The 14,039-nt window shown below is 65.4% G+C and carries 11 protein-coding genes; 3 read left to right on the forward strand and 8 right to left on the reverse strand.

Annotated elements, in window-relative coordinates; genetic code table 11:
• Positions 1–18: 18 nt before the first annotated feature.
• From NS6_RS18635 to NS6_RS18650, 4 genes are all read right to left on the reverse strand, one after another.
• Positions 19–1,200, reverse strand: a complete 1,182-nt coding sequence (locus NS6_RS18635) for an AAA family ATPase (protein ID WP_068043533.1) — start codon at positions 1,198–1,200, stop codon at positions 19–21.
• 1,006 nt (positions 1,201–2,206) lie between these two features.
• Positions 2,207–3,982, reverse strand: a complete 1,776-nt coding sequence (locus NS6_RS18640; RefSeq protein WP_168443468.1) for an AfsR/SARP family transcriptional regulator — start codon at positions 3,980–3,982, stop codon at positions 2,207–2,209.
• A 78-nt stretch (positions 3,983–4,060) separates the two neighbouring features.
• Positions 4,061–4,789, reverse strand: a complete 729-nt coding sequence (locus NS6_RS18645) for a DUF8176 domain-containing protein (RefSeq protein WP_068043537.1) — start codon at positions 4,787–4,789, stop codon at positions 4,061–4,063.
• Positions 4,790–4,809: 20 nt separating this feature from the next.
• Positions 4,810–6,156 carry a hypothetical protein gene (locus tag NS6_RS18650; RefSeq protein WP_157112828.1) on the reverse strand — a complete coding sequence of 449 codons (1,347 nt, stop codon included), beginning with the start codon at positions 6,154–6,156 and terminating at the stop codon, positions 4,810–4,812.
• A gap of 198 nt (positions 6,157–6,354) precedes the next feature.
• Here NS6_RS18650 and NS6_RS18655 point away from each other — a divergent pair, with 198 nt between their 5' ends.
• Positions 6,355–6,990 carry a hypothetical protein gene (locus tag NS6_RS18655; protein WP_068043541.1) on the forward strand — a complete coding sequence of 212 codons (636 nt, stop codon included), beginning with the start codon at positions 6,355–6,357 and terminating at the stop codon, positions 6,988–6,990.
• Between the two features lie 44 nt (positions 6,991–7,034).
• Here NS6_RS18655 and NS6_RS18660 read toward each other — a convergent pair whose 3' ends face one another.
• The 3 genes from NS6_RS18660 to NS6_RS18670 form a co-directional block, all read right to left on the reverse strand.
• Positions 7,035–7,400, reverse strand: a complete 366-nt coding sequence (locus tag NS6_RS18660; RefSeq protein WP_157112829.1) for a hypothetical protein — start codon at positions 7,398–7,400, stop codon at positions 7,035–7,037.
• 149 nt (positions 7,401–7,549) lie between these two features.
• Positions 7,550–8,638 carry a GAF domain-containing protein gene (locus NS6_RS18665; protein ID WP_068043545.1) on the reverse strand — a complete coding sequence of 363 codons (1,089 nt, stop codon included), beginning with the start codon at positions 8,636–8,638 and terminating at the stop codon, positions 7,550–7,552.
• Positions 8,639–8,642: 4 nt separating this feature from the next.
• Positions 8,643–9,764, reverse strand: a complete 1,122-nt coding sequence (locus tag NS6_RS18670) for a cytochrome P450 family protein (RefSeq protein WP_157112830.1) — start codon at positions 9,762–9,764, stop codon at positions 8,643–8,645.
• A 157-nt stretch (positions 9,765–9,921) separates the two neighbouring features.
• Here NS6_RS18670 and NS6_RS18675 point away from each other — a divergent pair, with 157 nt between their 5' ends.
• Positions 9,922–10,527 carry a GNAT family N-acetyltransferase gene (locus NS6_RS18675; RefSeq protein ID WP_245551287.1) on the forward strand — a complete coding sequence of 202 codons (606 nt, stop codon included), beginning with the start codon at positions 9,922–9,924 and terminating at the stop codon, positions 10,525–10,527.
• A gap of 783 nt (positions 10,528–11,310) precedes the next feature.
• Positions 11,311–12,357: a site-specific integrase gene (locus tag NS6_RS18680; RefSeq protein ID WP_040793544.1), complete on the forward strand. Its 1,047-nt coding sequence runs from the start codon at positions 11,311–11,313 to the stop codon at positions 12,355–12,357.
• 201 nt (positions 12,358–12,558) lie between these two features.
• Here the strand turns inward: NS6_RS18680 and NS6_RS34835 are convergent, their stop codons facing one another.
• Positions 12,559–13,839, reverse strand: a complete 1,281-nt coding sequence (locus NS6_RS34835; RefSeq protein WP_051133674.1) for a hypothetical protein — start codon at positions 13,837–13,839, stop codon at positions 12,559–12,561.
• Positions 13,840–14,039 lie beyond the last annotated feature (200 nt).

Consider the following 14,039-nt stretch of genomic DNA (forward strand, 5'->3'; position numbering starts at 1 on the left):
TAGTCGGGCGGCGGGGTGTTAGATGCGGGGGCCGAGGGCCAGGGGTTCCAGCGGGGTGCCGAACACCGCGCGGACCACACCGGCGACGAAGGGGCGGTCGTCCTCGGGGGCGGAGCCGATGAGGTTCGCGGCGGCGGTGTTCGTGTCGGTGGCGGTGGCGATTTTCTGGAACGCCAGCAGTTCGCGTAGTTGCGGTGCCCACCCGACCTCGCCCTTGCCGTGGCGGGCGGCCAGGTTGCGCGCCACTTTCACCGCCCGTTTGTCGACCCCGAGCTGTCCGGCGAGGTCGTAGTCCGAACCGACCTGCACCTGGAACGCGAACCGCGAGGCGAGGGCGTCGGAGAGGATGGCGCCGTGCACCCCGGGGTTGTGTCCGGCCACCACGAAGAACCCGGGCTCGGCTTTTACGACCTCGCCGCCGTGGGCTTTGATCGCGATTTCACGGCGGCCGTCCATGGCCGGGTACACCACCGAGAGCACCGTCGGCGGGATCAGGGTCGCGTCGTCGATGAACAGCACCCTCCCCGCGCGCATCGCCCGGATCAGCGGGCCGTGCACGAACACGAAGGTGCCGTCGGGGTTTTGGGTGTACTCGCCCACGAAATCGGCGGCCGTGGTGTCCCCGTCGCCCTGCACGGTCAGCAGGTCACCGTAGGCGGCCTCGATCAACGAGGTTTTGCCCGTTCCGGGTGGGCCGTACAGCAGGACCGGGACCTCGTAATGGCGCATCGTGCGTAACACATCCACATCGGCGCGCCCGGCCAACTGCCGCACGTGATACCGCTGCCCGTTCGGGCGCGTCACCACCGACCCCGACCGCGCCGGTGCCGCCGGTGTGCCGGTCGGTGCGGCCGGGGCTTTACGCGCCCGGCTGGCGGCCGGTTCTGCCGCCGGGGTGGCCGGGGTGGAGGTGGCCGGTTTCGGGGCGACCGGGGGCGCTCCGGCCGCTGCCTGCGCGGTGGTGGTGTTGGCCTGGTAGCGCAGGGGTTTGCTGCTGGTCCGGTCGGCGTGTCCGGCGGCGGCCAGCGTTTTCATCGCATTTCCGATGGCACCGGAGGAATGGCCGGTGCGTTTCGCAACCTCCCGGGGTGTGTATTCGGCGGTGGGGTTGTCGGCGAGAACTTTGGCGACCATGCGGCGCAGTTCACCGTTACCGAGACGGGTACTCGTGGCGGGCGTGGAGGGGGCGGGTGATGCCATGGTGTCTCCTTTTTGCGAAATTCCGGTAATGCGCCGCAGCCGTGCATCGTTGCATACGGGTGGCGGGGCGGGTTTTTCGGTTCGATGGTGTGCAATTCCCCGGGGTGCGGGTCGACGCTATCTCGACTCGTCTCGGGAATTCAATACGGTTCCACCAGTTTTTTGATGAATTTCGGCAGGTCAGGGCAACAATAATCGGGCAAGGCAAGAACAGGATGATCCCGAACCGCACTAAAGTGAATTTCTTCGACCGACGCCGGCCGGCCAGCGTGTGCTTCTATTCACCCGAATTCCGGTACGGAAAAAGTCCCGATCGATAAATGCAAGAAAGAAGCAAGAGATCCCGGGACATCCACCGAGACCGCCGGCGGGTTAGCCGCGAGCCCCCGCCTATCACGTGTTCTTACTGCCCCTACGGGGGTAATCCGGGTGAGGCAACAGCCACAAACATCGACCTCTACCTGCAGGTTTACCGCGCGCGAGGGGGTCAGTTTGACTGAGCCCCCGATTGACCCCCTGACTGAGCCCCCGATTGACCCACCAAACGACCCCACTGGCGCAGCCGCCGTCAGACACGCGTTCCGACCGCCGCCACACTATCCTTTGCCGCAGTGAGCGCGCCGAAACGCTTACCGTTCGAGGAAAAACTCGGCGCGATAATTCAACGTCAGATTCCCGGGAATGCAATTCATCATATTCACATTCTTACCCAATCGGAGCGGTCCGCACACGATTAAGACAGGAGAAATATAAAGCGCTACAGGAAATGGTAGATTTGCATCGCCACGTTTTCAATCCCTCGAAAATTTCCAACGGGACCAGTCTGCGTCGAATGATTAATATTGGATCTCACCACTCGTCTCCGGCGCGATGAGCTCTCGACTCCAGTAACTCCTCCAGGGTTGCGTTCGAGCTCGGACGATGAGAGGAAAGACTCGCCGCGGAGGGATGGCGCACTGTTCTGGATACGGAAAGCATTGGCGTGCGTATGAAGATGTTCATCGGTTCAGTGTGGAGCTTTGCGCCGGAGGTTTTCGGCGAGCTGCCGGGTTTGCTGTGTTGGTTGTTCTCCGATTTCAGAGAGTTTCTGCGCTAATAGATTCATGGTGCCTTCGATGGCGCTGTGTTCGCCGAGGCGGGCGTGCAGGCGCAGGATGTCGCGCCACAGCAGCTCGTTGAGCGGGTCGTGTTCCAGTGCGGTTTCGAGCAGGTGCAGCGCGTGGCGTGGATCGTGGTCGACGGCAGCGGCGGCCAGGAACCCGACAGCGGTGATGGTGTCGCGGCGGGCCGCCTCCCGAACAGGGGCCACCCACGCCGCGGTCAGATCGGTCGCAAGGACTCCGCGGGATGCGGTGTCAACAATGTGGCGGCAGGCGGTGTGGCGGTCGGTGTCGGTGCCTGCGTGGCGGCGCTGTCGCACAGCATCGGCGAAGCGCCAGTAGTCGGTGGCGATGACCGTCGGGTCGAGCTGGTAGCGCAGCGGGTCGCCGATCACGGCCCGCGACACTGAGCCCTCGGTGGCGGCGCCGAGCGCGGCTGTGAGCCTGGCGAGGGCGGTGTTGACGACGTTGGCCGGTCGGCGGGGGGACTGCTCGCCCCACAGGTCGGCGACCAGGGCCTCCCGGGTCAGACCTTCGGGGTGCAGTGCCAGTAGGGCCAGCAGTTCGCGTCCGCGGGGTGTCAGGCGTGCGGTGATATCGACCGCGCCGGTCTCGGTGTGCCAGCGCACCCGTAGAGGCCCGAATACCTCGACCGTCACCGGCGGTGCCGCCATGCCGGGTTCGTTGGTCGATGGGGCCTCGACCATGGCCTCGCTGATCTTGCTCTGAGCTGACAGGGTCGCGGGCTCGGCCGGCGGCGGTCGGGTAGCGGCGACCTCCAACCCGTAGTCGTGTTCGGGACGCGACGCCGACCGGGGTGATTCTTCGGCCCGGTGATAGTCGTTGAGTGGCAGGTGCAGCGGATATACCCGCGGACCACCCGATCTGGGCCCCGGCACGCGACGTCCGAATCGTGCCGGGAACCCCCGCCACCGCCTCAACGCTGAGGTAGCTGTGGAGGTCGACGGTATCGGGCGCAGTCGCGTGTCGAGCGCGGCAGCGACTCCTGTAGCGGCTGCGGTAAGACTGTTACGCTCCTGCCAGCCCGGCGGGTCACCGGCGAGGACCGACGAAGCACCTCGGCGGTCCAGCGGGAGCTGGCCGAGCACCGGAATGCCGAGGGCGTCGGTGAACCCGTCGGTGTCCGGTGAACCGATCAGCAGGACCGCACCCCGCCGGCATCTGGTGCCGCGGATCCGCTGGCCGGCGGACGCTGGGTCGGCGAGGTCACCTCGGACAACCGCGAGGACCGCGTCCGCGCCGGCGATAATCGGTGCCGAGGGTGAGGTCGGATCGAGGGCGCCGCAGTCGGCGATCACCACAAGATCGGCAAGCCCACGCCCCGTCGGCGGGGGTATCGCAGGGGCCGGGGCTGCCAGTATGGCCGCCGCCGCGACAGGGTCGTCGGGTGCGGCGAGGAACGGTACCCGCCCCAGAAGTTGAACGTGGTCCCACAGTCGCCCGGTGATCCGGGAGCCCCGCGATGCAGTGGCGGCCTCGGCGAGGCTTACCAAGCCACGATGCGGGTCGCCGCCGGCGAGGTGGGCGAGACTGCCGCCGGCGGGATCGGCCTCCACCACTACCGCGGTTTGCGGTCCGGGCCAGGCATCTGCGAGGGCAACCGCAGTGGTGGTCACCCCCGTACGCGATGTGAGTCCGGTGAGAGCGATCAGCACCGTCACCGCCTCCTTACTGTGAAATGGGTCGGGAACCATCCCGAGCAACAGTTGCCCTATGGGTAGTGGAACGAAGAGTGCGGGCTATTCGGACGCGATGGCGGTGATCACCGAATGCCCGTCGTGGTGGGCAGTGGAGATCCGTTGCCGCCACACCCGCGGCGGGGTATCCGGTCGAGTTTCGGTGATCTGCACCGCGTATAGGCCCGGGGTCAACGGTTCGATACGGGTGCAATAGGCCGTCACCGGTGGCGCCGAGTCGATCCCGGCCTGGATGGTGGCGGCATCGGAGACCGCGGCCTCGGTCGCGACGACGTCTCGGGCCATGAGCCCATCGCGGGCGTGATAGTAGGCGGCCTCGAACACCGCGATAGCCTGTGCGCCGGTCGCCGCCCGCCGCGGACGCGGACCTGAGACGACGGTCGCGGCTTCGAGCGTGCCCGGACCGCACGCGGCAGCGCTGCTCCCGGTGACTGTGGGTGACCGGTCGCGACCATCTCCCGGCCAGGGCGGAGGTGCCGCGGTGATGCTCATCGGCGGGTCCACCGCAGAGTCGGCATGGTCGGTTCCGGCAAGGGCCGTGGTCAATGCCATCGCCGTGGCGGTCAGCGCCGCCACCAGCGCGCCACCCGAGACCGCCCGGATCGTGACGGGCGCGTGGGCACGGCGCTGGGGCCTCGGCCACCGCTCCTCGGCCTCCGGGTTCGGTGATTCGGAGGATTCGGCCAGCCACTGAGCCAGCGCAGTGGCGGCCGGTGCGTCGAGCACAATCTGGCGGTCATCGCCGGATCGACGGTGTTCGTAGGTTGCCATGATCGCTGCACCTCCACCGGTCAGCCGAGGGTCGGCGGCCAGTGCGGCAGCACGTCGTTGACCACCTGCGCGAGCGACGGCTCGACAACTGCGGCCAGATCTGCCACGGGCTGACCGACCGCTGCCTCGACGTCGTTCACGACAGGCTCGGGGATCGCTTCCACTATTGGGGCTGCCGCTTCCGGTATGGGCACCGGTTCGGTATCGACACCGAGCACCGTCTCCACGGCCGGGTCGGTAATCCCGCCCTGTGCCAAGGCGTCTACGGCTTCGGCGACTACAACCTCGTTCCAGCCCTGTTCCCACTCGGCGGCCTGCGGCGTCATCCATTCCGGCTGCGGCACACTGATCCCACCGAAATACAGCCGTTCCTCACCGCCTTCTGGCAATCCGTCGACGACCCCGGTATCACTGCCATCGAGCACAGGCTGCGGCTCGGGATCTGCCGTGCCCGCTGAGGGCGCTTGAACCGGGTCGCGTTCCGGTTCGAAGACCAGCTGAGGCTCGCTCACCATGTCGCGCGGGGGCGGTTCCGACTCGAACACCACAGCATCGGGCACCACGACTGGAGGCTGGGGCTCCTCGGAGGTGTCGGATACCACCGGAAGTTCCGGTACCACTGCCGGTTCAGGCGCTACTGGAGTCTCGGTTATCTCCTGCGGCGCAGGCGATAACGGTTCCGGATTGCGTTCCGGTGCCGGAACAACCTCTTGCTCAACGGGTCCGGCCGGTCCAGGATCGGCAGGGTCGTACAAGTCTGGTGTGTGCGGCGCCGTGGGAGCGGTGACGCCCACCTGTCCAGGCCCTGGTTCGGAGATCACCCCGGGTTGGCCGGCCGGGGCGGCGTGCGCGACCGGGACGGCGAGCACGACGGCTGCTGCCAGTGGGGTGAGCGCGGCACTGAGCAGCCTCGGATGGTGGCAGGTCCCGAAGCCTGGCAACCACCGATGCCGCCGCGAAGACACGATCACCGGTGGTACGGGGCCGACGACACCGCCCACCGCCGCGCCATGCAGCACGGTCCACAGTGCGCCTGGGTGCAGAGCCCGCGCATGTGCGGCACGAGCGGCGAGTCCCTGCCCCTCCAGATAGTCGACGATCACCTGAGCCCGGCCGATCACCGGCCCGGACAACCGTGACGGCGCCACCGCAACCACCACCGTCGTACCCACTCCATCTGGACGATTCACCGGCACCGCGTAGTCGAGCCGTGAGACCGACTCACAACTCAGCACCCGCTTGCCGCGCATCCAGACCACCCAGATCCCGACTGCTGCGCACCGCCCGCCCCCAGCCGCCCGCGCTGCAGCCCCTACTGCGGCGCCGATCATCCCCGCATCCGATCGCTTGTTCACAGAACTCGTCACGGCACTCTCCTTCGACTCCGGCTTTTTGGATGCGACCGAGGCGGCCACCTGCTCCCGACCCAGTCGCGTGAGACACACCACTCACGGTAAGAAGATTCAGAACAATTTTCAAGAAGAAAACTGTAAGAAATCCTCCCGCTCAGGAAGATAGCGCCCAAAATGACGACTTTTATGCACTATCCGGGTACAGTTCTGCGCATGGGAGCGCACGACGACTTCTTTGCCCAGGCTGTGCGCGAGCGGCGTCAGCAACTGGGCAACCTCACGATGTCCGAAGTCCACGACCGCGGTGGCCCCGCGGTCCCAGCCCAGGCACGCGCCGAACGCGGTGAGTTATCGGCCAACGTGCGCCCCAGCACTTTCCAGAAGTTCGACACCGGGCTCGGCTGGGTCCCCGGCTCGGCGCGCGCCGCCTACTACCAGCGGCGCCCGCCGGTACCGGCCGACACCGGCAACCCTTTAGAACCCGGGGCGCAGAGCATCGACCTGAGCCTCGAACAGTTGCTCCCGCTGCTGGAGGCGCAACGGTCCCTGCACACAGCACCGATCTCCGAGCTACCGAAAGCAATCGAACAGCTCGACGAAGCGATCAGCGGCATCGTCGGGCCGTTCGTCACCAGCATCCTCGAAGCCAACCGCGGCACACAGGTCCATCCCCTCATCGAGATCGCGTTCGGTGAAGCCTTGGCCGCGCCGGTGTCCCCCGACGATCCCGACGCCACTGAGAAGCAGTACCGACGCTGGCTCATAGGCCGCGCCGACGGTCTCGACAACGCCACACAGCAAGCATTCGAACGGCGCTATCGAACAAGAAACCAGACGGCGAATCGCTGAACACCGATGCCCGCACTGCTTTTCAGCCCGGGCATACGCTGCCTTCATAGGCGAAATGCGGCAGGGCTGACATCCCGGATCGAAACCAGCAGTCGCAGCGTCCGATCGATGGCCCGCCCCTCGACGTCAGCCATGCTGGTCAGATGGGTGCCGGGCAGGCAGAAATGCTCGAAGAGTGCAGCAAGTAGTTCCGGGTCTGACTTCTGTCCGGTCCTGCCGGTGCGCAGTTGCGTGATCTCGCGATCTGTAACCGTGCGGCCGAGTTTGCGTCCCACAGCGGTCGCAGCGGCGGCGTCGGTTTCTTCGTCACAGTCACGCAAGTGAAAGGCGGCGAACAACTGGTCGACCTTCACATTGGCGGGTACGCAGGATGCGCATTGTTCACGCACTGCAGTTGGCGTGTCGTTCATCGGTACCTCCCCGATCGCCTGGATGAGAACACGCTCGGGTATTCGACCTCGAGCGGTCATCCGGCGTCCGTCAGAGACTGGTACCGGGAATCAGAATATCGCCATTCTAGCAACACGCCCTCGTCGCGGGAAGGCGCTCGTCGCGGCCATCAAGTCGGCAGCGGATCCGGGTATTCGGGGTCATCCAGTCCCGGATGACCGTTGTCAGTCGGCTCAACCGGGTCTGGTTCGTCGGAATATCCGACCACCCGCATTTGAAGCACAGCCAGGGCCGGGCCACCTGCCGGGGTCGTAACGATCGCGCCGGTTCCATCGACCACCACCCACCCGCCGCCTCGGCGCCGCAATCGAACACCCTGCACGGCTGCCGAATCGGATTTGCCGGTGAAGACATCGGCGGCCGCGGTGAACACACGTTTCACATCGTCGGGGTGCGGGGTATCGCGTTGGTCGACCTGGCCTTTCCACTGCACCTCGGGCAGAGGATCGGTGATCCACCGGAGCAGCCGCATCTTGGCGATATCGACCAGCACCATATGCACTTGCGACACACGGGGAATCGCGGCAAGTGCCGCAGCCTCTAGGCTCATCCCGGCCGGCGCCGCCGAGGTTTGAAAGAGCAATCCCCGCCAGGTCTGCGTTGCACGAGGTGGCCCGCTGGCGACCATGACAAGGTGTCCCGGTCTCGCTTGTTCCCCGAGTGTCACGGTCACCGCGCCACTCCAGCTGTCGCCCGGCTGCGAGGACAACAGGGCCTGGATCAGCGAGAGCCCGTCCACCGGATCGATGAACCGGAAGATCTCCGGGGCAGTCAGGCGCGACCTCGAAGTGCCAACCGTCAGCGAGGCAGGGATCTCCGCGAGTCGTTGATCCGAATCCCAGGTGAAGGCAAACGCGGGCACCGGCGGATGCGCAGGCGTCGCATCGTCGGACGCGAGCCACAGATGCACGCCGTGCAGCGTGTCGTCAGGCGCAAGGACCGGCACGACCCGAGCCTTTACTACGGTCCCGTTACGCAGAACACGCTGCGCGACGGCGGTCTCGCGGCGTCGGCGAAGATCGTCGATCAGCTCTTGCAGCCAGCCGGCCGCTTCGCGTGCCGGGGCTTTCCCGGCACCGATATGGTCCTGCACGGCTCGCTCGAACGAGGTCCGGTCCCGGGCATGGTGGTCACGCGCGACCACACTGAGCCGGTCCGGCTCCAGGGTTTCGACCAGCGTCCATCCATGTTTCGGCATCGCGTCAGTCCCCGAGGTAGTAGCCAACCTGCGGTCGAGCCTCTAAACGATCATAAAACACCCTGCTGGAATGGTGTCCAGCGTCCACTGGCCACACCGCCCGCAGCGGAAGTTCCGCAAACGCGTAGGTGAGCCACGACGGCCGCAACCGGTACTCCTCGCGTGGCTTGACCGCCTCGAGCCTCGGATACTTCTCGAGCACAGCGCGAGCAACCTGCACCGCCTGCATCTCGGCCAATGCCGCGCCGATACAGAAATGCCGGCCATGCCCGAACACAAGGTCGCGGCCCTGGCGGCGAGCAGGGTCCAGGTGTGCCGACCGCAAGGAGAGAAAGACCGTGTGTCCTCGCGGAATGGTCACCCCATTGACCTCGATATCGGCCAGCGGGAACCGCCGCAACGCATAATTCACCGGCGCCACAGCACCCATGACTTCGCGCACCAAGCCCGCGAACTCCTGCGGCGTACCTAGTAGCCGACGAGCCGACTCACCGTGACTGCGGACCATCTCGTCCAGAACCGCCGAGGTCAGCGAAGTGACGTTCTCGAATCCTCCGATGATCACCGCGAACGCAAGACTGATCAGCTCCTCCTCACTGAGCCGATCCTGCCCATCCCGCGCCCTGAGCCAACCCGAGATCAGGTCATTCCCCGGCTCCCGCCGCTTGTCCTCGATCACCCCCGCCACCAACGTCAGCATCGACACCATCGCACCCTGCACTGCCTCGCCCTCGCTGGAGGTGTCGATCAGAAACATCGGCCGCGCCGCAGACCGGAACTCGCCTAGCTGTTCGTTGGGCAGACCCAGCAATGTGCCGATCACCCGCGGGGGCAGCGGCTCACACAATCCACCCATCGCATCGATCTCCCCCGTCGCCGGCAATGCATCGACCAGCTCCGCGACCGCGGCCGCCACTACTTGCTCATGCCAGGCGTGATGGGCGGGCGCGAAGGCTTCCGCCGCCAGTTTCCGCACCCGCCGATGCTGCTCTCCATCGATATTGAGGAGATTCTGATCCAACGCCGCCGGAAGGTTCTGCCCCCGGAAGCCCGTAGTCGAGTCGGACTTCGACGCCGACATCCGCGGATCGGCCAATAAGCTGGTCACCGCCTGCCACCCGGTCACCACCCATACCGGCGAACCCTCCGGTAGCTCCGCCTGATGCACCCCCGGCTCACGCGCCCTGAGATCCTCATGAAGAGCATCGACCCCATGAATCCCCGCCGTGAACGGGCACCGCCCCAAGTCCATAACCCCAGTGTGCCAACCGGAAGGACCCGACGTGCCGATCACCACCCGTGTCGCCACGAACGTCGACATCCCCGAGGCCGCCGCCGTCCTCGCCGAAGCATTCGCCGACGACCCGCTCATGGCCGCCATCTGGCCGAACCGACAGCGACGCCACCGTGCGCTACCCCGATACTTCGCCGCGTCCCTCCGGCACTTCCACGTTCCTAATGGAGGTGTTCGTGTCGCTCTCAACACCGACGGGGAAATCGCGGCGGTCGCCGTCTGGGATCCGCCAGGACGCTGGGACCACAGCACGCTAACCACCGTCCGCGCCTTGCCCGACCTGCTACCCGCCCTCCAGACCCGCGCCCTGGCCGCGGCAAAAGTCCGCCACACCCTCGACCTGCACCACCCCCACGAGCCCGAGCACTGGTACCTGGCCAACATCGGAACCACACAGAATTTCCGCGGGCAGGGCTATGCCGCCCGATTGATCACCGACGAGCTGACATCCAACCCCGGCATCCACGCGTACCTCGTCTGCACTCTCGAATCCAATATCACTTACTACAAGCAGTTCGGCTTCCAGCGCGCCGAGCCTTTTTCGCTACCAACCGGTCGGCGACCGAGCATGTGGCCAATGGCCATCAACATGTGACGTCGGGCGGGCTCGGCGGCTCAGCCAGGGGCCAAATACGGAGCCTCACAAGTCTGAATAGGGCGATGCGGAACCTCCGCCGCTACGTCACCGGCAGTTCGCGCTGTTTAACAGTCGCGCGGAGGGGCCCGAGGTATTACCGGGCCAGGGCAACACACCATGGAGTGGGCTGAAGTAGCGCATGGCAAGCCAACACGCGCACGATCGCCGGAAGGCCGGAGCCAGGATCTACGGCAGGCGAATGTCCAATCGGGGGCGGACAGCGCGGAGTAATAGGTGACCCACGTGGAACTGTCGCCGATTTCGCCAGGGAACCAATATGCTCAGTCGAACACCTGTTGCTGGAACCGCACCCCGAACCGCCGATCACTCTGGCGTCATGTCAACTGCCCAGCCGCTGCCCGTCCCGGTCATTACAACGAGAGACCCCAGCGACTGGCCGCACATCCATCTGTCGGTATCCACCCTGGATCAGTGGGGACGTATAGCCGACCGCTCGACACTCCGGCACCTTTCCTGGCCACCCGGGCACCCCGTCGTCTTCGATACCGGCCGGAACGGCCTGATTATCGTCAGAGACTCCCCATCCGGCAGCAACTACCAAGTCGATCGCCGCGGATATCTACGCCTTCCAGCAGAGCTCCGTCATGGCGCTCGGATCGAACTCCACGATCAGCTCGTCCTCGCAGCCTCCGAACAACCGCGGGTAATCCTCGTCTACCCGCCCACCTTGGCCTCTCGAACGTTGTGGGAAGCCGCGACCGACACTCCTCGGAGGCCCCGGTGACTACCGAAGACCTCGACGCCGCACGGCTCCTACTCCAGCGACTCGGTCTCCGGCCGGAGGATCTCCTCTCTTCGACGCCCGGTCGCGGCCAGCCGGCGCCAACCTTCGACGACTACATTCGGCAGCTACAGGCCGCGGTGCCAGCGGGCACGCTGCGCGCCTACGGTCCTTACTGGCGGCGGATCGTCCAGGCGTGGGGCGACCGTCGCATCAACACACCGTCACCCCTGGAAGTGCGCGAGCTCATCGAACAGACTCAGCGCCAAGCGGTCGTCCGTCGGAACAGCCGAGGAGGTCGATCCGCCGCCGAACACATGGTCGGCGCCCTCCGAGCCCTCTACCGCCAAGCACGCGCCGACGGGTTCATCACCACAGACACCGATCCGGTCGCCCCGATCGCCAAACCACGACGTCTTCCCAGCAACCGCCGCGCCCTCCCCGACAACCTTCTGAAGGACATCAATCGGATCGCCGCCACCACCGGCAACGACCCGGACCTCGACACACTGATCCTGCGGCTCCACATCGAAACCGCCTGCCGCCGCGCCGGCGCCCTGGCACTCAGGCCTATGGACCTCGACCCAGAACAATGCCTGGTCCACCTCCACGAGAAAGGAGGCCAGGACCGCTGGCAGCCCGTCTCCCCTACCCTGATGAATGCCCTACTCCGGCACTGCGATCGCGGGGCCGGCGATCTCGGCAAAACCGAACGACTCCTTCGGTACAAGAACGGCCAACCGATTACCGGCCGCAGATACGACTACCTCTGGAACCGGATCGGCAAGCACCTCCCCTGGGCCGCCACCCAGCAGGTCACCGCCCACTGGCTGCGCCACACCACCCTCACCTGGGTCGAACGCCACCGCGGCTACGCCATAGCCCGTGCCTTCGCCGGCCATACCGACATGAACGGCAACGTCGGCGCCACCATGACCTACGTCCGGGCATCCCTCCACGAAGTCGCCGAAGCCCTTTCCGCCATGACAGGCGAACCCCACCCGCTCGCCGCCAAGCTCGGAGTCGAAAATTCCGAAGCCGCGTGAATATTCCGTGTCCGTCCGGTCTCACGGTGGGCGGGTTCACCAGCCGGCCCCGGCCATAGGACTCTGCGTTGGTCACGGCGCCTGAGCCGGTTCCGACAACGGACCCGAGAAGACGGCACACCCGGCTTCTGCAAATACTGCGATGCCGAATATGCGTGGCACCGAACCCTTGAGTGGGAGCTGGCTGCTATTCGAGCCTGGCTACCCATTGTCCAAGATTCCGCCGGGCAAACGCTGGCGTGTCGCTGGAGATGGCCCAGCTGTGAACTTGGGGTCAGCCAACCCTGCCGACTGAGCTGCGATCAGTTTGTCCGTCAGTTCGACGGTCGCGAGATACCACCAGAAGATCCAGTCGAGATATGCGGGATCGTAATCGCCGTGTTGATCGGCTCGCCGGTGGCGGATCGCGAACTTGTTGGCGATCTGGAAAAGGGCCCCCTCGTCACCGCTGAAGAGCTCCTTCTTGAGCAGATCACGCCGCTCTTCGAGCAGACTCGCCAGGACGATACATGCACTCCGCTTCTCTTCTGTACCGGAGCTGCGGCTCCGAAACAGTGCGACTGCGTGAGCAACGGAGGCATTCCGGGCAGGATCAGGGGTCGACAGAGCGGCATCAATCAGATCTGCACGAGTGTCGTTGACCGCGTGCACCAATCGGCCGGTGTCCTCGCCGCTCTTCGCGAGACGCAAGTTGATGCCGTTGCGTTCCAGCAGTCGATTGACTGTCCACCGGTAGAGTATCTGCGCAGGTCGGGGTGTGAATGCTGAGTAATGCCAGCCACAGTTGTCGAATTGGTGGTAGCTACGCCTGCGGGGCCTGGAGACAAGATCATGGAAGACCTCAACGAGATCGAAGAAAGTGTGTTCATCGAATACCGTCGGGGATGAACTCCATATCGCCTTCCTACCGAGTCGGTCCTCGATCAGGACATCGAGAGCTTCGTCGGGACTCGCACCAGTGAAATCATCGTCTACGCATGGTGCCGGCGCGACTGAACTCAGATAACCACGCTGCTGAAGCTCTACTAGCGCAGTTCGCCAGGCTTGCTGTGCGGCAGAGAGGTCTCGCTCAATGGCCTGGTACCCGGTAGCGGCCGCGGCCGTTCGCTGGGAGTAATAGGGCTTCGGAGCGTGCTGCTCAGCGAGCTTCGGCGCCGCCGCAATCAACTCTTCAAGGAAGGCGCGCTCCGGGTCCGCTGGCACCGACGGACGGCTTGATGCCGACGGTCCCCACGGATCGTTGTCATCAGTCGCTGATCGTGCCCAGGCAACGCCGGCAACGAGATTATCGAAGTCGTGCCGAGGTGTGTCCGCGACAAAGGCTTCGGTCAGCAGCAGGCCCACCTCACCGGTCCACCCCGCCCTCTTACTGTTACCCCCGTGGGCAGGCATAGCAGCCAGGGTTGCTTGCGCCTCCAATACAAACAGTTCACGCGGCCACCGCAAGAGGTAGTCGGGGCCCCGATGGGCAATATCGAACACAACACAGACAGTATCGAAGATTCGCGATGCGACCACCGGCCTCCACCCAGGCACCTGGTTCCGATGGGGAGCTGAAGCCACTGTTGCGGCAAGACAGTGTCACCTCGGCCCAAGCTGGCAGTACAGCTGGTACCTCAAATCCCTGGTAACGAGACCACCTCTGAACCGATAGGGCGATGTGACGACTGAAGATTCGCAGA

It is taken from the genome of Nocardia speluncae NBRC 108251 (assembly GCF_001613245.1).
GTDB lineage: Bacteria > Actinomycetota > Actinomycetes > Mycobacteriales > Mycobacteriaceae > Nocardia > Nocardia speluncae.

Bases quoted from the DNA above. Each gene is read 5' to 3' on its own strand.
- NS6_RS18665 (WP_068043545.1), bottom strand. From the start codon at position 8,638: ATGCCGAAACATGGATGGACGCTGGTCGAAACCCTGGAGCCGGACCGG.
- NS6_RS18660 (WP_157112829.1), bottom strand. From the start codon at position 7,400: ATGAACGACACGCCAACTGCAGTGCGTGAACAATGCGCATCCTGCGTA.
- NS6_RS18645 (WP_068043537.1), bottom strand. From the start codon at position 4,789: ATGGCAACCTACGAACACCGTCGATCCGGCGATGACCGCCAGATTGTG.
- NS6_RS18635 (WP_068043533.1), bottom strand. From the start codon at position 1,200: ATGGCATCACCCGCCCCCTCCACGCCCGCCACGAGTACCCGTCTCGGT.
- NS6_RS18655 (WP_068043541.1), top strand. From the start codon at position 6,355: ATGGGAGCGCACGACGACTTCTTTGCCCAGGCTGTGCGCGAGCGGCGT.